The following is a 21,214-nucleotide window of genomic DNA, read 5'->3' on the forward strand; positions in this document are numbered from 1 at the left end:
ACGTACTAGGGTATAGTACGTTGGGAAATCGGAAAAGTCAATATGCCTCCTTTTTGTATATTTATTTATTTATATGTATTTTAATGTATGTTTATGCTATAGTTATAGTATAAACGGACGTATGAAGCTTATTTCAATGCATGAAAGAAGTGTTTTTTGTGAGTTTGTATTTAGCGTATGTGATGGTAGGGCTTGCAATCGCCATGCCAGTTGGAGCTATCACCGTAGAAATGACAAAGCAAGGTTTGAAAAATGGCTTTATACATGGCTGGGCAGTAGGGCTAGGTGGCATGACAATCGATATAATTTTAATTCTTGCTTTGTATCTGGGACTTGCCTCCTTTTTAGCAATGCCAATTATTCAAATCCCGATGTGGCTTATTGGAGCAGGGTTTCTACTGTTTTTAGGTTATGACTCCATCAAAAATGCAGATCAGGGCATTACATTGTCAGGGGAAAAGGTTAAGAAATCCTTTTTTAGTTCTTACAGGAATGGTTTACTTGTTGCAGTTTCACCAGGAAATCTCGTTTTTTGGGTTAACGTTTTTGGTGTTGTACTTGCAAAGTCCTATGATCAAGGTGAACCGACAAATTTTCTTATCGTAGCAGCAGGTGTTTTAAGTGGTATTTTACTACATGATGTAGGCTTGTTGGCGATTATTTCAGTGACACGGAAAGCGATGAATCGCACCATGATTAAAAGGTTAACGATTGCAGCAGGAGTGTTATTACTGGGCTTTGCAGGTTATTTCATTTACGAATTCATAGTAGCGATTCAAGTATATATTTAAAAAGTGCGAGGATTTGTTTTACTAAAAGTTATGAAAATAAATCAGATAAAATAGAGTGAGAACGATGGTTTGGTTCTAAATCATATAAATTTGCATATCAAACAGGCTTTCTAATTGTATAATAGAAATAGAGCATTTCTCCAAGTTGTTAATGTGTGTAGTAACTCACATTATACAGGATTTTGGGAAGTGCTCTATTTTCTTGTCTTTTTAAGCTTAGAGCCGTAAAGACTCCAAATTATGAAATTAACTAGAGTAAAAAAATAATTCATTAACAAGCATTTCTTTTTAGACTTTTAACAATTGGGCGATGATTAATGCAATTTGGATGTTCAGTCGATTATTAGGATTAGATAAATCGACACTTAAAATTTCCTCTATACGATTTAGGCGATATCTGAGTGTGTTGTAGTGTACATGTAATTGTTCGGCAGAAATTTGTATGACGGATTCGTTATCTAAATAGGTTTGTAACGTTCTGATTAAGTCCGATTTGTTTTTTTGGTCATAATCAATGATTGGCTGAAGGTATTTCTCCATGAAGACTTTCATGCTTTCGGGATTTTCGGTATTAAACAATACGCCTACTATTCCTAAATCATCATAGTGAACGATGGGAGAGTCCTTTTGAAAGGCGCTTGCAAATTCAGCAGCCTTTTTTGCTTCTTCAAAGCCTTTTATATAATCCTTTGGCATTTTTACGGTATTGCTGATGCCTATTGTTGCATTAGTGAAAGAAGAATTCTCTTTTGCATATTTCAAAACAAAGTTGGAAGTGCTTTTTACTTTATCTTCAGGAACTATTAATATTAACTTCTCACCATGGGACATACTCAAGGGTAAAATAGAGATACCTAAAATATATCTAAACTTTTCTAGCATTTGTACTAATTGATTGTCAATGATTTGTTCGTTCATTTGTGGATGACTGTTGGGGGAAAGAACAATGACTTTATGCTTTTTGTCGAAAGAGATATTTAAATATCTCGCTCTGCGAACTAGATTTTTTTCAGATTCAAGCCCAAAAATTAAATCATATAAGTAATCATGACGTAAATGATTTTCCACTTCGATGCTTGTTCGTTCTTGATTGATTTGTAAAGCTAAGACGTTTTTTGTTTGTTCAATAGCGACGATGCTTAAATGATCATAGCGATGCAACTGCTTAGGAAGAACTAAGTAAGCGACCGTTCGATTGTGGAATGTAATCATAAAGACAGAATAGTAAGCTTCATCTACGAAAATTTCAAATGAATGCACTTGCTCACTCTTGGTCAATATTTCTTTGAATATTATGGAATGATCATAGCGAAATTCAGAATCAATATGATCTAATGGATGTGCCTGGTGAATCAAGTTGCCGAACTCATCGAGCAATAAAATTGGTTCATTGATAAAATGAGCAAGTTTTTGGATAATACCTTCATTTCCACCTTTGTTTAGTGCTGCTTCAAAAAGCTCGGAATGCAGTGTGCTAATTCTAATTTCATTAGAGTACAGCTTGTTGTTATAAATAGCGATGGCGGTCTGATAACAATAGTTTTCTAACATTTGTAACAAGAAACTTTTAGAGTCAATGATAGTATTTGTTGCTACAAATACTATACCTTGTAATTCTTGATGTGCAATAAGTGGAGAAGCTACTAAGGAGGCGATATTTTCAGTTTTGATTAATAATTTTACAAGTGGATCTGCTGCAAACTTGCTCTTCTTTATTTCTGAAACAATAAAAGGTTGGTGACTACTAGTAGCAAGCTTTGCAATTCCGTCATCTATGGACTGTTCAAAATGTAATAGTTCTTCTTCATTTGAACCAGAAACTGCTTCTATTCGTAGAACATTCTTATCCTTATCTAACATGGCTATTAAAATAACTTTGGCCTTTGATACGCCTTTTAGTCGATTGGCACTGAGTTTGAGAATCTCAGTAATAGGAGCTAAAGATGCAATTTCCAAATTAATTTGATGAAGAATTTCTAATATTTTTGTAGAAAATCTAAAAAGATTCTCTTTTTGTTTGAGCAATTGAATTGCATTAATATGTCTTTCCATTAATTTGTAGGAAGGGTTGTTATTCAATGCCCTCCTTGCATCTTCCCATTCACTTTCATCATACCGATTTTTATCTATTAACCTAGCAATTTGGTGCATTACCTCATTGACCTCATTGTCCTCCAATGAATAAACAGTCATTCACTCACCTGCTTTCAGAATATTTAGTATATATTGTACAACAAAATAGAAGATTGTTGTGCATTGTTGACATTGTTGTGCTTTTTATTTCACGGTAGTATAAATTAAATAGTTTAATAATTTAGAATCATCAAAAACCTGAGGGTCCTATGCAATTTGAAAACAAAGTAACAATCGTAAAGGGAATCTGGCTATGAAAAAAGATGAACATGTACCTCAACTAGGAGAGCATAATCAATTGTTCAAATAGACAGTAAGTTTACAATAATTTATTTAAAAGAAAGGGGAAAATTAAATGATGAGATTTTTGGAGAATAAAGTAGCGATTGTGACAGGTTCAGGAAGAGGAGTGGGGAGAGAAACGGCATTATTATTTGCTGAAAACGGGGCAAAAGTAGTGATTACAGATATTGATGAAGGGCCAGCGAAGGAAGTACAGGACGAAATAGTGAATAATGGTGGAGAAGCAATCATTGTTTGCGGTGATGTCACATTGGCGGAGTTTCCAAAAAGAGTGATCACAGAAACAATTTTTCATTACGGAAAACTGGATATTTTGGTGAATAATGCAGGTTTTACAATGGATGCCCTCATTCATAAAATGACAGATGATCAATTCCAAAAGGTTATGAATATCCATTTGTTGACGCCATTCCGTTTAATTCGTGAAGCGGCTCCGTATATGCGAGAGTGCGGAAAAGAAGAAATAGCACAAGGTGTAGTGAATCATCGGAAAATCATTAATGTTTCCTCAGTTGCTGGTCTGCGAGGAAATATTGGACAGGCGAATTATGCATCAGCAAAAGCGGGTGTAGTTGGACTTACAAAAGTAGTTGCACAAGAATGGGGCAGATTTAATATTAATACCAATGCTGTTGCATTTGGATTTATTGAAACGAGAATGACTCAAACAAAGGAACTTAGTGAAGAAGTAGATGGTGAAAAAATGGGGATTCCGGAAAAAGTGCGCCAATTGTTTATCGACAAAATTCCGCAGAAGCGAACAGGACAGGCACGTGAAGCTGCAGAAGGCATTTTGTATCTTGCATCACCATTATCTAATTATGTAAATGGACAAGTGCTACAGATTAATGGCGGCTCTTACACGTAAGCTTAATTTGGTTGAAAGTCGAGAAAAATAATCAGCGTAGCTATGGGCGTCTACTTGTTGTTACATGCAATTTAACAAAATGCTGATAGAAAAATACGCTTATTCCATTTTCAATTATTGATGAGAGGTGTGATTGTTTTTGCAAAGGGACTTGAAAAAGTTTATTGGGCATGAGTTTGAAACATTTGATTATACAATTGAACGGTCCAAAGTAAATGAGTTGGTAGCTGTTTTAAACCCAAGCTCGAATTTAGATTTTGGCAGTGATTATATCCCAATAACTTTTCCGACGGTTATAGAATTTTGGGGATCCACATTTTCGATTGCCAAGGAGCTTCATTTAAATTTAGAAAAAGTACTTCATGGAGAACAGGAATATGAATATATTAAGGAATTCGCCGTAGGAGATGAAATTACTGTAGCGATAGCGATCGAAGACGTCTATGAGAAGGCTTCTATGAACATCATTGTTATCAATAAAAAATTTATCAATCAAAAAGATGAGTTAGTTGCGATTGGAAAAACAACGATCATTGAGAAGTTTTAAAGGAGGGAACCAAATGGGGAATTCTAAAGAATTAGAAGTGATTCAGTTTCCAGAGATCACGCATATACAATTGGTTAAGTACGCTGGTGCTTCTGGTGATTTTAATCCAATTCATACAGTTGAGCCTTTCGCTGTTCAAGCTGGCTTAGGTGGAGTAATCGCACATGGGATGCTAGTAATGGGGTTTATAGGAGAATCCATTCCGAAATGGTTTGAGAACTATGCAATAAAAAAGTTTTCAGGAAGATTTAAAGGTATGACGAAGCCAGGAGAAAAAATAGTCATTTCAGGTCATATCATAGAAGAGAGAGCAGGTAGACTATTCTGCATTGCGCGAGCTACTAATGTAAATGGTGATGTAAAAATAATTGCGAAATTCGAAGTGGAAAAGGAACTGTAGAAAGCCGCTAAATGCTCTCTTGTGAATGAACGGTGTCGACCTTCAGAATGTCGGCAGCATGGAAGAAAGCAACCCACCCACCCACGTGGTATCATTGTGGACGTTAAAATCCTGCTGTTAATAAAGTAATTTAGAGCGATGAGTGAAAAATAGAATTGTATATTACCTACAAATGAATCAGGATTATTTGTTTGGATTTGCTATAGAATAACAAGCATTCAAACACTAATATTAAATATAATATTCTGATTATTGAAAATATCGACATTTGGATATTAGGAGGGAATTAAGTGGTGGATTTTCGAATTTCTGAAGAAATCAAGGAAGTTGTTTCTGCACTTGATAAGTTTATCGATGTTGAAGTAGAGCCATTAAGAGAAAAATTTAAAAAAGAGCTTGAGGATGAAAGATATCTTTATGATGAAAATGGTGTCTACGTAAAAGAGATTCAGGAAGCAATGAAGCAGATTAGGGTAAAATCAGCTGATGCAGGTTTTTATAATATGTTTGGAGACCCAAGGTTAGGAGGAAATGGAGACGAATATGGACCTGTTTCCGTAGCCGTAATCTTTGAGGGTATATCCAAAAAATATGGTGTAGATCTTTTTACTACAGAAATTTTTCCAAGAGGTCTTTTTTCAGGTGGACTAACACCAGTTCTTTTAGGGATGAACAAAGAAGTGATGGAGGAAGTTCTCCCAGAAATATCGAGTGGAGAAACGGTTTTATGCTTCGGATTGAGTGAACCAGATGCTGGATCAGATGTATGGAATATGCGAACGAAAGCTGAAAAGGATGGAGAACACTGGGTGATTAATGGGACGAAGCAATGGATTACAAATGCTCATTATGCAAAATATATGATGACATTTGCCATTACAGATCAGGCGTTAGTTGATCAGCGAAAAGGAGGAATTAGCTGTTTTTTAGTCCCTATCGATGGTAAGACTTGTACAGCTACTTCGACTATTCAACTATTAGGTCATTTAGGATCTGCTACAGCAATTGTCTCTCTTGAAAATGCAAGAGTGCATGAAAGATATTTAATTGGAGATTTACATCAAGGGTTTGGCAAAGCATTGCATGGCGTGGATATTGGAAGAGTCGTAATGGCTTCGCAATGTGTTGGCGTAGCGAAATGGGCTTTGAAAATTGCGGTCAATTACGCAAATGAGCGAAAAACTTTTGGTACGACAATCGGGAATCATCAAGCGATTCAAATGATGTTAGCGGAATGTGCATTAGATATCTATGCAGGTAAAAACATGTTGTTAAATTGTGCTTGGAAGTTAGAACATCAATCTGAATTGCCTATAAAAGAAATTTCGATGATCAAGGCCTTTTGTACGGAAATGTCGCAGCGAGTAGTAGATAAATGTATGCAAATACATGGAGGAATGGGACTAACCAATGAATTGAAGTTAGAGAAGGCTTGGCGATGGGCAAGAGTAACAAGGGTACCAGATGGAACGACTGAAATCCAAAAACGAACAATTGCTAGGAGATTATTACAAGGGGATATGGATTTATGAAACCATTATGAAAGCGTTTACGTAAAGGCCTCGATAGTTTTAGTGTAAAAAGTTTGTATGCTTGGAGTTTCAGATCCTATAGAGAGAAATGGCCAAAGAACGAACATTTATTATGGTAATCATAAACTTTTGGGGGGAAACAGATGAAGAAAAAATTTATACTATCTGTACTGTTTGGCTTGCTACTTCTTGTTATAGCTGCTTGCGGAAGTACAAAAGCGGGCGAGTCAGAAAAAAGCAAAGAAACGATTACGCTAAAGCTTGCTATCTATCAACCTACGACGCATCCATTTGTTACAGAAACTATTATGCCATTTATGGAGAAAGTTACGGAAGAGACGGATGGACAAGTACAATTTGATTTTTATCCAGCTGAGCAACTTGGGAAAGCAGCAGATCTACTAGATTTGACTAGTAATGGTGTAGCAGATATCTCTGTATATTTAGCGACCTATCATCCGACTCAAATGCCTGTTGGGAATCCATTATTAGGAATACCGGGTTTATACTTAAAGGCCTATGAGGGTTCAATGGCATATCATGAACTCAATAAAACAAGCCCTGTATTAGAATCAGATTTTTTATCCAATGGGGTTAGGCCAATCATTAGTTTTGCGCTTCCAGCATCTGAAATCTTCACCAATGGCAAAGAAATTAAAGTTCCAATGGATTTGAAAGGCTTAAAAGTTAGGGTGTCGCAAGAAATTCAAAATGATGTCGTGGCCGCTCTTAATGCGACACCGATGAATCTGACTGTATCCGATATATATGAAGGGTTTGAAAGGAATGTCTATGACACAATCGTTGCGAATCCGTCATCAATTGGTGACTACGGTTTAGATGAATTAGCTAAATATGGGACGATTGGCGCTCATTTTGGCGGGCTAGGAACTGGTCTGATTATTAACGAAAAAGTATACCAATATTTGCCTGTAAATGTACAAGAAATACTTACCCGAGTAGGTGATGAGTTAACAGCAAGTAATGCTAAATTTTATGATGAACGTACGGAAAACATCATTCAAGGATATGAAGAGAACGGAATCAAGATGCACGAGTTATCCGCGGACGAAGCGGCACAGTGGCAAAAATTTTATGATGAAGTTGAAAAAAACTGGTTAAAAGAAAAAGCTAATCCCGATTTAAAAGAAGCGATTGAAACTTTTAGGAAAGAAGTTGAAAAATATCAATGAGTTAGATTGTTTTTGATGTGAAAATGCTTTCACTTTTACAAAGTTTGTTATAAGAACTATCACTCTTATATTTCCATTCATATCATAAAAAAGTATGTGAAGGAATCATTTCCTACCCTGTTTTGGCAAAAAAGAATAGGAGGTTAGATTGTGACATTCTTAGGGAAAATATTAGCGGAAACGGATAGATTTATTACAAATATATCAGCAGTGACAATATTCATAATGATGGTGTGGATTGTAGTAGATGTTTTGCTAAGATCAATTTTTAATGCACCTATTGCTGGTACGATTGAAGTTACGGGTGAATACTTACTTGTCATCATTGTCTATCTATCTATTAGTTACACCTATAAAGAAGGTGGTCATGTGTCGGTTGAGTTATTCCAAAATAAGTTTTCTTTAGGTGTAAAAAAAGGAGTGAAATTAGTTACAAATATATTTGCGATTGCTGCGTTCTTCCTGTTGGGTGTTGCGAATTTCAAAAAAAGCGTGGAATATTTTGAGGCTGATATTCGAACAACTAGCTTACTGAACTATCCTTTAGCACCTGCTTTGATGATCATTACTCTAGGAGTCTTTTTACTCGTTATCAACCTAACCTTAGAATCTATCTCTATAGTACGAGGGAAGAAAGATTATTGAAACTGACTGAACTATCACCATGTTGATGAGGTTAATTGGGGGGGAGAGGTGTTGAATTGGTGATTGGGGTTTTAATGTTCGCAATGATTGTTCTACTTTTACTTGGAATGCCAATTGGTTTTGTATTGCTGACGATTGGTTCGTTAGGGATCGCTTTAATGCAAGGCATTGATACATTACAGGGGATTTTAGCAACAACTGCTTACCGTAGCGTTAATAGTTTCACATTTAGCGCCATTCCGCTGTTTGTTTTAATGGCACATTTTATTTCAAAAAGTAAGATTGCTGATGAATTATTTGATAGTGTCATTAAATGGATTGGACATCTCCCTGGAGGCGCAGGTGTAGCAACTGTAATAGCAAGTGCAGGTTTTGGCACATTATCTGGATCTAGTATTGCTGCAACAGGGGCAATGTCTCAAATTGCAGTTCCTCAAATGGTAAAAGCAAATTACTCGGATACATTTTCTTCTGGATTAGTTGCGACAGCAACGGGGGTCTTGGCAGCGATGATACCTCCGAGTATACCGCTGATTTTATACGGTATTCAAACAGAAACCTCGATTGCAAAATTATTAATTGCTGGTGTTATACCGGGATTGTTAATCGCTTTTCTACTATGTCTGTATATAGTACTTACATCTTTTAAAAATGAAACTAAAACAGTGAAAGTTTCTTGGAAAGAAAGATGGATCTCCTTAAAAAATATTTGGCCGGTGGTCATATTGGTTGCCATCATTATGACAGTTATTTATATGGGAATTGGGACAACTACAGAAGCAGCTGCATTCGGTGCATTTGGCGCATTGGTAATTGGCGTACTGATGAGAAGATTGAGTTTTAAAACTATCTATGAGTCATTACTGATAACAACGAAGCAAACAGCAATGATTTTCACGATTGTTATTGGGGCACATGTTTTTGCTTATTTTGTCGCGTTAACAAGAGTTGGAAACGACATTATAAACGCGATTGAAGCGAGTGGGCTTCCAGCAGCGGCAATCTTATTTTTGCTTGTCATCATGTATCTCATTATGGGCATGTTCATGGATTTAATTGGAACGATGCTGTTAACGCTTCCATTAGTGTTCCCCCTAATTATTGGCCTTGGCTACGATCCAATTTGGTTTGGGATTGTACTTGTGCTGTTACTAGAAATTGGCCTTATCACACCACCAGTTGGTATAAATTTATTTATTGTCAGCGAGAATTCAGGAATCCCATCTAATAAAGTAATGGTTGGTTCAGTCCCTTTCCTCGGTGTTTTATTGGTAGCATTACTTTTGATTATTTTATTCCCACAAATCGTATTGTTCTTACCGTCCCTTATGTAAGTGGAGGAACTTGCGGTTACGTTTGTTAAGTAAAGAGAACCTATTCATGAAGTAAAGGATGGATGAGACATGTTGAAAGGTATACGTATCATTGATTTTTCTCAATATTTGCCAGGTCCATATGCAACATTACGATTAGCGGATTTGGGTGCTGAAATTATTAAGGTAGAGTCGCCAATCGGAGATCCTGCACGCTTTCCACCAGAAAAAGATGGTGGGGAAAAGTATATTTTCCGTGCACAAAATAGAGATAAAAAAAGCATTATACTAAATTTGAAAGAACGTTCTGAACAACTGATTGCGATGGACTTAATTAAACAAGCAGATGTCGTTATTGAGAGTTTTCGTCCAGGGGTTACAAAGCGTTTAGGTATTAGTTATGAAGAAGTACTAATAGAGAAGCCTGATATTGTGTACTGCTCATTATCCGGTTACGGGCAAGAGGGTGTGATGAGTCATTTAGGAAGCCATGATCTAAATTATATGGCGTTAAGTGGAGTACTTTCCCAGCTTAAAGATGATGATGAAAAGCCTGTTCATCCGAGCACGACAATAGCAGATTTGGTTGGTGGATTAGCTGCCAGCGAATCCATTGTTGCAGCGCTTTTAAAAAAGGAAAGGACCGGGGAAGGGTCTTATCTTGATATTGCACTTGCAGATGTTATGGTCACACTTATGACAAATCATGTCCTAATTGAATCAGCTACTGGCAGACAAAAAGGACTTGAAAAGGTACACAAAGAAGTCATTTGTTATAGCCTTTATGAAACCAAAGACGGTCGATTTGTAAGCTTGGGTGCACTTGAACCAAAGTTTTGGGGAAATTTCTGTTTAGCAGTAAATAAAGATGAATGGTTATCCGAGCATTTTTCAGCACCAGTGGAGACAAATTCAGTTTACATGGAAATGAAAAAGTTGTTTAAAAGTCGAACTTTGAAAGAGTGGACCTCTTTCTCTGTAGAAGTAGACTGTTGCATGGCTCCGGTTTTGGAAACTAACGAAGTAGCAAATCATCCCTATTATAAAGCTAGAAATATGATTCAACAGAAATGGGGACATAATTATGTTGCAACCCGTTATACGGAGGGTTGTTCATTGCTAACTAACTCAACTTTCCCCCCAAAACATGGTGAACATACAGAAGAATTACTTGCAAAAGTGGAAAGTTAAATTCCTAATACAGACGAGATAATCAGACAAGGAAGGGGAAAATGATAAATATGCAAAATATTTTAGATTTAAACGGAAAAGTAGGACTTGTAACAGGGGCGGGGCAAGGCGTAGGGCGCCAAATTGCTCTTCATCTCGGAGCGCATAATGCGGGTGGCGTGATTGTTAATGACTTTTACCTTGAACGCGCGGAAGCGGTTGCTGCGGAAATTGTACAAGCAGGTGGAAAAGCAATTCCATTGCAAGGGGATGTTTCTAATTTTGAAAGTGTAGAGCATATGGTCAACGTAGGGAATCAACATTTTGGGAAGATTGATATTATTGTTAACAATGCGGGTAATTCGGGTGCAAATCCCGAGTCTGTGGTGCGTGGAGTTCCATTTTGGGAGACGGATCCAAAGTCATGGGATCCATGGTTGGATGTAAACCTACTAGGTGTGCTCAATTGTTGCCGGGCAACGATTCCAGGGATGGTCGAGCGAAAGGAAGGCCGGATCATTACCATTATGTCTGATGCTGGACGAGTTGGTGAGCAAGGGCTTGAGGTGTATTCAGCAGCAAAAGCTGGTGCAGCTGGTCTAATGCGAGCGTTAGCCCGTTCACTTGGAAGATATATGATTACCGCTAATACAGTTTCAATTGCAGCAACCAATACACCGGCACTTGCATCACGGTTAGAGGATGAAGAATTGATGCGTAAAATGTTGAATAACTATGTGATTCGTCGAATCGGAGAGCCAAGTGATATAGCCAATATGGCTTTGTTTTTAGCTTCGGATGCTTCAGGTTGGATTACTGGTCAGACATATCCGGTTAACGGAGGATTTTCTTTTAATCTTTAATAGACAAATGGAGGCGTTTTGAATGGATGTACGTGATGATCTTATTTTAACTGAGACAAGGGGCCGACTTTTCATCGTTACGATTAATCGACCTGAAGCGAAAAATGCCTTTGACTTTGCAACGGCATCTCAAATGAATGCGGCGATGGATACGTTCGAGAATGATCCTGAATTGTCGGTCGCAATTATTACTGGTGCAGGGGGAATCTTTTCAGCGGGCGCCGATTTGAAAGCACTAGCTCGTGGAGAAAAGTCGAGTGCCTCGTTACTAAGTCGCGGCGGGTTCGGTATTATGCGTAAGCCACCTAATAAGCCAATTATTGCAGCGATTGAAGGGCATGCAGTTGCAGGTGGGATGGAATTGGCATTATCTTGTGACCTAATCGTAGCCGCGAAAGGTTCTAAAATGGGTCTACCTGAGGCAAAGCACAATTTAGTAGCTATAGGTGGGGGGTTATTTCGGTTACCAAAACGAATGCCTTATCATTTAGTGATGGAGCTCGCGCTTACTGCAGATATGTGGCCAGTCGAAAAGCTACTTCGCTACGGAGTAGTTAATCGAATAACTGAGCCAGGGGAGTCGTTAAAAACAGCTATCGAACTTGCTGAACGCCTACTTGAAAATGGACCAACTGCACTTATAGCCAGTAAAGAAATTATTAGTCAATCCTATGAATGGACTGAGGAAGAGGCTTGGGAAAAGCAAATGCCAATTGCCAAGCAGGCAATGGAGTCAGAAGATCGTGATGAAGGATTACGCGCATTTGCTGAAAAGAGAAAACCTGTATGGACGGGGCGTTAAGAAACATTTCATAGACAAGGTGAAGAAATGGAAAAATAAAAAATAGATAGGGGTACAAACAATGACAAACACTACCGTTGTAGAAACAAAAAATAAAAATCGTTCTTACTTTACTGAACAACATATTATGTTTCGAGATTCACTGCGTAGATTTTTAGACAAGGAAGCAAAGCCTTATTTCGATCAATGGGAAGAAGATCGTCTCATCCCAAAAAGTTTTTGGAGAAAACTGGGTGAACAAGGTTTTCTCTGTCCGTGGGTAGATGAAAAATATGGCGGCATGGGTGCAGATTTTATTTTCTCAGTAATTTTAAGTGAGGAGTTAAGGAAAGTTGGGGGAGGGTTAGGTGGAATTGGAGTTCACAGTAGTATTGTTGGCCCTTATATCAAAAACTTTGGAACTGAAGAGCAGAAGAAAAAGTATTTTCCTGGTTTAATGAGTGGCGATACGATTATTGCTGTAGCTATGACAGAACCGGGTGCAGGATCTGATTTGGCAGCGATTAGTACAACGGCGATTAAAGATGGAGACAGTTACATTATAAACGGCCAAAAAACATTCATTTCGAATGGTATTCTATCAGATTTGATTGTTGTTGTGTGTAAAACAGATCCAAAGGCGGATCCAGCTCATAAAGGAATTAGCTTAATATTAGTAGAAAGTGACACACCAGGATTTTCTCGTGGTAGAAAACTAGATAAAGTGGGGCTACACAGTCAAGATACGTCAGAGTTAGTTTTTGAAGATGTAAGGGTGCCAGCTTCTAATTTACTTGGCGTGGAAGGAAAAGGATTTTATCATTTGATGAAAGAGTTACAGCAAGAAAGAATTATCGCTGCTACTGGTTCTCAAATTGCGGCGGAAGATATGCTTAGTATGACGATTGAATATGTAAAAGAGCGGAAGGCATTTGGACAGTCCATTAGCGATTTTCAGAATACTCAGTTTAAACTTGCTGAAATGGCGACGCATGTTCAACTTGGCAGAACAATGCTGGATAGCATCATTGTAAAACATATGGAAGGTCAAGCCATTAATTCTGAAGTGGCAATGGCGAAATGGTGGATTTCAGATAATGCAAGAAAAATGGCACCTGAATGTATGCAGCTTCACGGAGGATATGGCTATATGGAAGAGTATAAGATTGCACGTAATTATCGTGATATTGCTGTTGCACCGATTTTTGCGGGCTCAAATGAAATTATGAAAGTCATTATTGCAAAAGGGCTTGGTCTGTAAAGAATAGTTGGAAAATAAAGAATGTTTAAGGTAGACAAGAAGGAGGGAAATAATGTGAGTAAACCCTGGCACCGTTTTTATCCAGCAAATGTTCCTTATGAAATTGAGCTATCTAACTTATCCATTTACGATCTTTTTGAACGATCTGTTGAAGAACATCCTAATAATAAGGCAATCATTAATGGAGATGAGGCGCTTACGTATGCTCAGTTGAAAGATCAATCTGATTGTTTAGCAGCTGCACTCTATCATCGGGGGTTTCAAAAAGGGGAACGAATCTGTGTCATGTTACCAAATTGTAAGGAGTATGCCATTGTCACGTATGCCATCCATCGGTTGGGTGGTGTGTTAGTTCAGGTTAACCCAATGTTTCAGCCACATGAGCTGGTTCATATTTTTAAGGATTCAGGGGCTGGCTGGCTAATTAGTCGCCAAGAACAACAGCAGAAAATACATGAAATAGGCATGGCCGATCAAATTACAATGATTGCTACTGATGGTGTGGATGAACAGACAGCTAGCCTTTATCTATGGATAGAAGAAGGACGAAAGCAATTACCACCGCTAGATATCGAACCTAAAGAAGACATTGCCGTTCTGCAATATACTGGGGGAACGACAGGACGACCAAAAGGCGCGATGCTTACTCACTTTAATGTAGTAAACAACTTCTATCAAAATTTTATTTCCTTTGCAGGCGTTTATGAGCGATCTTGTGAGTTGTCGTTGGGCATTGCTCCTTTATTCCATGGTATGGGTATGACAAATATGAACACAGCGATCTTTACAGGTGCTACTTATATTGTGGTTGCTAGATTTGAAGTCAATAAAGTACTAGAGTTGATTCGACAACATCGGCCTACAATAATTGCTGGTTCACCGACGATGTATATTGCTTTGTTACGTCATCCCGATTTACAAGCGGATGATTTACGTTCGCTTAAAATATGTAGCTGTGGCTCGGCGCCGATGCCAGTGGAAGTGATTAATGCCTTTGAACGAAAATCGGGTGCAATCATTGTAGAAGGTTACGGATTGACTGAAGCAACGACTACTGTTTGCCGAAACCCGTTGACAGGGGAGAGGAAAATTGGCAGCATCGGAATACCTGTTTCAAGCACTGATGTAAAAATCGTTGATCTTGAAAGTGGAACGCAGGAAGTCACTGTGGGTGAATCAGGTGAATTACTAATTAAGGGACCCCAAGTGATGAAAGGCTACTGGGAAAATCCAGAGGCGACGAAACGGGCGATTCAAAATGGGTGGCTCTACACAGGAGATATTGTCACGATGGACAAAGATGGCTTTTTATACATCGTGGGCAGGAAAAAAGAGATGATTATTGCAGGAGGTTACAATATTTATCCTGCAGAAATTGAAGAAGTACTTTACGAACATCCTGCTATATCAGAAGCGGTTGTCTATGGTATTCCAGATACCTATCGTGGAGAGACAGTTAAAGCTTCAATTGTGTTGAAACCTGGAATGAGTGCTACTGAAGAAGAGGTCATTGATTGGTGTCGGGAACGATTAGCTGCTTACAAATATCCTCGCTTCGTTCATATTCGAACAGAATTGCCTAAAACTCCAGTCGGGAAAATACTTCGACGTGCACTCATAGAGGAAGAAAAACTGAGATTAACAAATAACTAGATGGCACTGATAGGAACGGTACTTGATAGAACTTTAAAAAAGGGGGAAACCATATGGCTACAAAAGCAAAAGTAATTGGGGTAAATATGGTGAAGTTTAGAAAACCAGGAACGCATGAGCCTTATGAGGTAATGGCATCTAAGGCAATTCAAGGTGCTTTGGAAGATGCTGGCATCGATTATAAAGAAGTTCAACAAGCATATGCAGGTTATGTGTATGGTGATAGTACTTGTGGTCAAACAGCTCTTTATAATGTAGGTATGACCGGTATTCCTGTTATTAATGTAAATAATAACTGTGCTTCCGGCTCTACTGCACTATATTTAGCGCGCCAAGCGGTGGAATCGGGCGCATTAGAATGTGTGTTAGCTTTCGGTTTTGAAGAGATGCGGCCAGGTGCTTTGAAAAGTAATTGGGAGGATCGTACCGCGCCATTCTCTTGGGCGGTTGACCGATTACATGAATTGAATCCAAAACTAGAAGAAAGTGGATCTAGAGCGATAAAAATTTTTGGAGCAGCAGGAACCGACTATCTAGAAAAATATGGGGCTAATCCAGATATTTTTGCAAAAGTGGCGGTGAAATCACGTAACCATGCAATTCAAAATCCGTATTCACTTTTCACTAAGCCCCTCACAGTTGAGGAAGTCATGAACGCACCTATAATTGCTGCTAATATGACTCGATATATGGCTTGTCCACCAACTTGTGGAGCAGCTGCAGCAATTGTTTGCTCAGAGAATTTTGCTCGTAAACATGGCATTACGGATGCGGTAGAAATTATTGCACAATCAATGACAACGGACACGATGGAAAGCTACGAAAATCCAATCAATTTGGCAGGTGCAGATATGACTTGGCGTGCAGCGCAACAAGTTTATGAGCAAGCGGGGATCGGACCTGAAGATATTCAAGTTGTTGAACTTCATGATTGCTTTACACCAAATGAGGTGATTACGTACGAAGGTTTGGGACTTTGTGGCAGAGGCGAGGCTGAAAAATTTATTAACGATAAGAACAATACTTATGGTGGGAAATATGTAGTCAATCCATCAGGCGGATTAATGTCAAAGGGACATCCACTTGGTGCAACTGGTTTGGCACAATGTACTGAATTGATTTGGCAACTGCGTGGACAGGCAGGTGCTCGTCAAGTAGAAGGTGCAAGAATCGCACTTCAACACAATTTAGGGCTTGGTGGCGCAGGCGTCGTGACAATGTATCGTAAGGGATGAATGTTAATAGTGAACATAATAATACAGCGTAGACGCCTTACAAGGGTGAGCCACAGCCATAAGACTGACAGGAAGCTGTCTGGCTTGTGGCGGAGACAACCTTATTACACCATTTGAACAAGGTCTAAATTAAAATGGAGTTGTATCCGATCTTTTTGTTGAGAAAAAGAATTTGCGTACAGTCCTTAAAGAGGTTGTGTGTAAAGTGTCTGAAGGAATAGATTTGTTCGAAGTGAAAAGTTGTGATTATAGGTGGAAGCGGCGTGAAAAGTGCTGTAGGGTTCCAATCATTACAAGAACCTGCTAATTTATTGAGAGGCGCAAATGGTGTTTTGCGAGGAGCTTCTAAAAAAGATTGTTGTGACTACTCCCTACAAATTAGACAGACAGGTAAAGTAGTTACACAGATTTATATTTCGGTGTAGATATTTCCAGAGTTATTCATCATATGATGGGAATATCTAACTCGAAAATAATCGTGGCATTTATAAAGATCCAGAAGTGAACATCTCTAAAGTAGGGAATTATGAGATTTTCGGAGATTTGTTTGAAGTTATTTCGAAGATGATTGAAAAGCGTAAACAACTTAAAGTTCTAGTGTGATTTTCCTGCTTTTTAGCAAAAATGGGTTTGACTTATTCTTTAATAGTAATTCAAAAGGTAGTTTTAATAGAAGAGTATATGAGCAAAATAGGAAGGATGATTTAGAATGGTAGATGTTAAAGCGAAGCTTCAAGAGGTATTTCAGTTGCAAAAGATGCATCAGCATGTCATAAAAATAACATGTGCAGAAGAGCGTATCGAAAAGCTACAAAAACTCAAAGTGGAAATCCTTGCACAAGCGCCTGCCATTATAGAGGCCCTCCAACAAGATTTAGGTAAGCCTGCTTTTGAAGTGGCTTCTTCAGAAATGTTGAGTGTAATTAGTGAAATTGATTATTATGCTGAAAACCTAAAGCAATGGATGGAACCGGTTGAAGTCCCTTCCCGTAATGAAGGGGCACAAGCAAAAATTATTTCTGAACCAAAAGGGCAATGCCTGATTTATTCTGCTTGGAATTATCCATTTATGCTACTATTTCTTCCTCTAATACCTGCTATAGGAGCAGGTAACGTTTGCATTTTAAAACCATCAGAAATGGCACCCGCAACTAGTAGCCTTAGTGTGAAGATTATCAATAAAGTATTTGATGAATCTGAGGTTGCTGTTTTTGAAGGTGGAGTGGACGTTGCTACTGCTTTGCTAGAGCTACCATTTAACCATATCTTTTTTACAGGTAGTACCCATGTTGGTAGAGAAATTATGCAGGCGGCCGGAAAACATCTGGCATCTGTAACGTTAGAATTGGGTGGGAAATGTCCGGTCATCATCGATGAGCAAGTGGATCTGGAGAAAATTGTTCCAAGAATCGCATCTGGTAAATATACAAATGCGGGTCAAGTTTGTTTAGCTCCGGATCATGTATATGTGAAGGAAAACCAATTGGAGGAGTTTGTTCGCCTAGTAGGGGAATACATCCAACGCAGCTACTTTGAAAACGGCGAGCTCACTAAAACAGATTTATCGAAAATTGTAAATGAACGTAACTTACAACGATTAGAGGGATTGCTTGAGGATGCGATTTCCAAAGGGGCAAATGTCCGGTATGGTGGTGAAATCGAGGATAGAAGATTCTATCCAACTGTACTGACAGATGTCTCTCTGGACGCTAAAATAATGCAAGAAGAAATTTTTGGACCTATTCTGCCTGTCCTAACTTATACAGATTTGGAGGATGTCATTAACCAAATCAACGCTAGACCTAAACCATTAGGGCTTTATATTTTCAGTGAAGATCAAAGTGTGGTTAATTCGTTACTCTCCCAAACCTCTTCTGGTGGTGCCACTGTGAATGACGTCCTACGACATATGCTAGAACCGAATCTTCCCTTTGGTGGAGTAAATGAGAGTGGTATTGGAAGATACACGGGTATTTTTGGATTTAAGGAGTTTTCTCATGAACGTGGAGTTCTATATCAAACCCCCGTGGGTAGCAATCCCCTGGAGACATTCGCTCATGCACCTTATAAAGGGAAGTTAGAAATGCTTATGCAAAGAATGAAATAACGAATGTATTATGAGCCTAATAGACAGAACGAAATAGAGTCGAACCTACAATTTATTCCTAACGCACACCATGAATGTAACTACATTCATGGTGTGCGTTTTCAGTACTATGCAGAGAAGGGGAAAGTGAGGGATTTGCGTTTAAACGGAGAAAATAAAATGTGAAGTAAGAGGGAGATACACATATGGAACTATCAGAAAAAAGGTTGTGGACAAAAGAATTTATTATTGTTTCCCTTATCAACTTCTTGTTACCATTAATCTTCTTTTTTGTTAATGGTAACAATTTCTATTTATGCAGTCGCAGAATATGATGCGTCCCCAAGCCAAGCTGGTCTTGTAACGGGAATTTTCATTATTGGGGTATTAATTGGAAGGTTATTTATTGGTAAATTCATAGATTCGATTGGTCAGAAACGTACTTTGTTTATCGGTTTAATTTTTTTTGTGCTGATGATCCTGTTCTATTTTGTCCATTTAGGTCTTTCTTTTCTATTATTGAACCGATTCATCCATGGTTTAGCGCTTGGGATGGCTAGTACAGCAACTGGAACGATTGTTGCACAAATTATTCCGAAAAGAAGGAAAGGCGAAGGGATTGGTTACTACAGTATGAGTAGCGCCTTAGCCATGGGAATTGGACCCTTTGTAGGGCTATTCATGATGAATTATACAACGTATCCTATTATATTTAGTGTTTGTCTGATTTTAGGAATTATAACTTTACTCATATCAGTGTTCTTATGGGTACCCAAACTAGAAGTCGTGCCAAGGACGACAGAAACTAGAGGCTTTAAGATTTTCGACTATATTGAAAAAAAGAATTACCGATCGCAATTGTTGTAATTATAACTGGTTTTTGTTATTCCGGTGTCCTTTCCTTTATTAGTTTTTATGCGATTGAAATTGGTTTGATTGAAGCAGCTAGCTTCTTTTTCGTAGTGTATGCGGTAGCTATTTTAGTGTCACGACCATTTACTGGCCGTTTAATGGACAGAAAAGGTGCGAATTTCATCATGTATCCAGCTTTTATTAGCTTTGGGGTGGGCATGTTATTGTTAAGCATAGCGAATAATGGGTTCACCTTATTATTTGCGGGTGTCCTTATTGGTCTTGGCTTCGGGAATATGCAGTCATGTACACAAGCAATAGCGGTGAAATTGACACCTCCTCACTGCTTCGGGTTGGCAACATCGACTTTTTGTATCGCTTTAGATGCTGGACTGGGGTTCGGCCCTTATCTACTTGGCTTTATTGTCCTACAATTTGGCTTTGATAATTTGTATGCAATACTGGGCGTGTTGGTTTTAATGACTGCTCTTCTTTATTACATTGTGTATGGAAAAAAGGAAAGTAAAGCTAAAATTGTAAATGAGATTTTGGAATAATGATTTGTAGGATCTTGTCTATGTTAATAAAGACGAAGGGAGCTCTGTTGGCATCTTTTATCGTGTTGCAGGAGTAGCCGGTTCTATTCGTTAAAAATATCCAGCCGCTATATGTCCTTTTAGCAGATGGATTAGAGGTAATTATTTTATTTCAATAAAAGAGCTCTACATCAAAATCTGTTCTGGAAAAACATTCGCATGAATTCTGAGAGGGTTCAAATCATGAGGACGTATTTGTTATTCACGTACGAATACTGAACAGAAAATTTTTCTAATGAAAAAACCCATTTGTCAAAATTGATATACGACTTAAATATAAATAAGTGACGAAAAGAGATTAAGGACCTAGACTGGCACTTGTTTAAAAATATGTCGTATATCGAAATCGACAGTTTGAATAAATTCGAGGTTGTTTAAATCAATAAGTGAATTTCCTATGTAAAACGAAAATGAACTCGATTAATTTTTGAAGAGAAAATATGGCTAGCGGTAAGATCAACAATGAACATTTGCTGATTAAATTTGGTTTTAACTGCCCTGATTCTTAAAAAGGTGGCTAAGGCGACGTTTCGTATAGAAATGCTTTGAAGCCATGTTATACAAGCTTTTAATAGTATTTCAAAAAGATTTCTTTTGGAGCTTTATTTACACTTCTTTCATTAAGACACAGATCTATGTTCCTTGCTGTTAATTCAAAATACAAGGAAGCATTGGCGGAAGTAGATGATAAATCAATTATGTTGTTGGAACAACAATTGAAGAGCCTGATGTGTTCAAATCATCCGTGCATAAGGAAAAAGTAATCAAAGATGAATCTTTTTTCAATGGAATTCAGCATTTTATAGCCTGTTTCATTAGAAAAAATACAGGTATATTGTCCTGTCTATTTTATTTTGAGATGTAATCAGAGGAGCGGAAATGACTCTATTTTGAGTTGTTTTTGTTCTTTTTTAGGTGTTTTTCGGTTGTTTTTGTCAGTGTGGACGGCGATATTATTTGACACTACTATATGAATGAAGATAAACAATGGA

At 38.0% G+C, this 21,214-nt stretch carries 16 protein-coding genes and 2 pseudogenes; 17 read left to right on the top strand and 1 reads right to left on the bottom strand.

Annotation, left to right across the window (positions count from 1 at the left end):
• The first annotated feature begins 158 nt into the window (after positions 1–158).
• On the top strand, positions 159–791 hold the full coding sequence (locus ACIQ2D_RS04255) for a LysE family transporter (RefSeq protein WP_402859892.1): 633 nt from the start codon (positions 159–161) through the stop codon (positions 789–791).
• A 288-nt stretch (positions 792–1,079) separates the two neighbouring features.
• Here the strand turns inward: ACIQ2D_RS04255 and ACIQ2D_RS04260 are convergent, their stop codons facing one another.
• Complete coding sequence (locus ACIQ2D_RS04260) at positions 1,080–2,984, bottom strand: helix-turn-helix domain-containing protein (protein WP_402859895.1); 1,905 nt, start codon at positions 2,982–2,984, stop codon at positions 1,080–1,082.
• 295 nt (positions 2,985–3,279) lie between these two features.
• Between ACIQ2D_RS04260 and ACIQ2D_RS04265 the strand changes: the two genes are divergently transcribed.
• From ACIQ2D_RS04265 to ACIQ2D_RS04340, 16 genes and pseudogenes are all read left to right on the top strand, one after another.
• Positions 3,280–4,095: an SDR family NAD(P)-dependent oxidoreductase gene (locus ACIQ2D_RS04265; RefSeq protein ID WP_402859898.1), complete on the top strand. Its 816-nt coding sequence runs from the start codon at positions 3,280–3,282 to the stop codon at positions 4,093–4,095.
• Between the two features lie 133 nt (positions 4,096–4,228).
• On the top strand, positions 4,229–4,642 hold the full coding sequence (locus ACIQ2D_RS04270) for an FAS1-like dehydratase domain-containing protein (protein ID WP_402859901.1): 414 nt from the start codon (positions 4,229–4,231) through the stop codon (positions 4,640–4,642).
• Between the two features lie 13 nt (positions 4,643–4,655).
• Positions 4,656–5,042 (top strand): MaoC/PaaZ C-terminal domain-containing protein, encoded by a 387-nt coding sequence (locus tag ACIQ2D_RS04275; RefSeq protein ID WP_402859904.1) that lies wholly within the window; start codon positions 4,656–4,658, stop codon positions 5,040–5,042.
• Between the two features lie 290 nt (positions 5,043–5,332).
• Entirely contained in the window at positions 5,333–6,574 is a 1,242-nt protein-coding gene (locus ACIQ2D_RS04280) for an acyl-CoA dehydrogenase family protein (RefSeq protein ID WP_402859907.1), read from the top strand.
• Positions 6,575–6,717: 143 nt separating this feature from the next.
• On the top strand, positions 6,718–7,767 hold the full coding sequence (dctP, locus tag ACIQ2D_RS04285) for a TRAP transporter substrate-binding protein DctP (protein ID WP_402859910.1): 1,050 nt from the start codon (positions 6,718–6,720) through the stop codon (positions 7,765–7,767).
• A 150-nt stretch (positions 7,768–7,917) separates the two neighbouring features.
• Positions 7,918–8,412: a TRAP transporter small permease gene (locus tag ACIQ2D_RS04290; protein ID WP_402859913.1), complete on the top strand. Its 495-nt coding sequence runs from the start codon at positions 7,918–7,920 to the stop codon at positions 8,410–8,412.
• 59 nt (positions 8,413–8,471) lie between these two features.
• On the top strand, positions 8,472–9,746 hold the full coding sequence (locus tag ACIQ2D_RS04295; protein ID WP_402859916.1) for a TRAP transporter large permease: 1,275 nt from the start codon (positions 8,472–8,474) through the stop codon (positions 9,744–9,746).
• A 69-nt stretch (positions 9,747–9,815) separates the two neighbouring features.
• Positions 9,816–10,916, top strand: a complete 1,101-nt coding sequence (locus tag ACIQ2D_RS04300; protein WP_402859919.1) for a CaiB/BaiF CoA transferase family protein — start codon at positions 9,816–9,818, stop codon at positions 10,914–10,916.
• Between the two features lie 41 nt (positions 10,917–10,957).
• A complete protein-coding gene (locus ACIQ2D_RS04305) occupies positions 10,958–11,758 on the top strand; it encodes an SDR family NAD(P)-dependent oxidoreductase (protein ID WP_402859922.1) in 801 nt (266 codons plus the stop codon).
• Positions 11,759–11,780: 22 nt separating this feature from the next.
• Positions 11,781–12,560: a crotonase/enoyl-CoA hydratase family protein gene (locus ACIQ2D_RS04310; RefSeq protein ID WP_402859925.1), complete on the top strand. Its 780-nt coding sequence runs from the start codon at positions 11,781–11,783 to the stop codon at positions 12,558–12,560.
• Positions 12,561–12,621: 61 nt separating this feature from the next.
• Entirely contained in the window at positions 12,622–13,800 is a 1,179-nt protein-coding gene (locus ACIQ2D_RS04315) for an acyl-CoA dehydrogenase family protein (protein WP_402859928.1), read from the top strand.
• Between the two features lie 54 nt (positions 13,801–13,854).
• Positions 13,855–15,453, top strand: coding sequence for a long-chain-fatty-acid--CoA ligase (locus ACIQ2D_RS04320; RefSeq protein WP_402859931.1), 1,599 nt, complete (start codon positions 13,855–13,857; stop codon positions 15,451–15,453).
• 53 nt (positions 15,454–15,506) lie between these two features.
• Entirely contained in the window at positions 15,507–16,688 is a 1,182-nt protein-coding gene (locus ACIQ2D_RS04325) for a lipid-transfer protein (protein ID WP_402859934.1), read from the top strand.
• A gap of 136 nt (positions 16,689–16,824) precedes the next feature.
• Positions 16,825–17,291: pseudogene (locus ACIQ2D_RS04330) on the top strand (FAD-binding protein); the annotation flags it as partial.
• 106 nt (positions 17,292–17,397) lie between these two features.
• Positions 17,398–18,795, top strand: coding sequence for an aldehyde dehydrogenase family protein (locus tag ACIQ2D_RS04335; RefSeq protein WP_402859937.1), 1,398 nt, complete (start codon positions 17,398–17,400; stop codon positions 18,793–18,795).
• A 185-nt stretch (positions 18,796–18,980) separates the two neighbouring features.
• Positions 18,981–20,183: pseudogene (locus ACIQ2D_RS04340) on the top strand (MFS transporter).
• Positions 20,184–21,214: the final 1,031 nt, after the last annotated feature.

The organism is Lysinibacillus sp. NPDC097287, assembly GCF_044761695.1.
GTDB lineage: Bacteria > Bacillota > Bacilli > Bacillales_A > Planococcaceae > Lysinibacillus.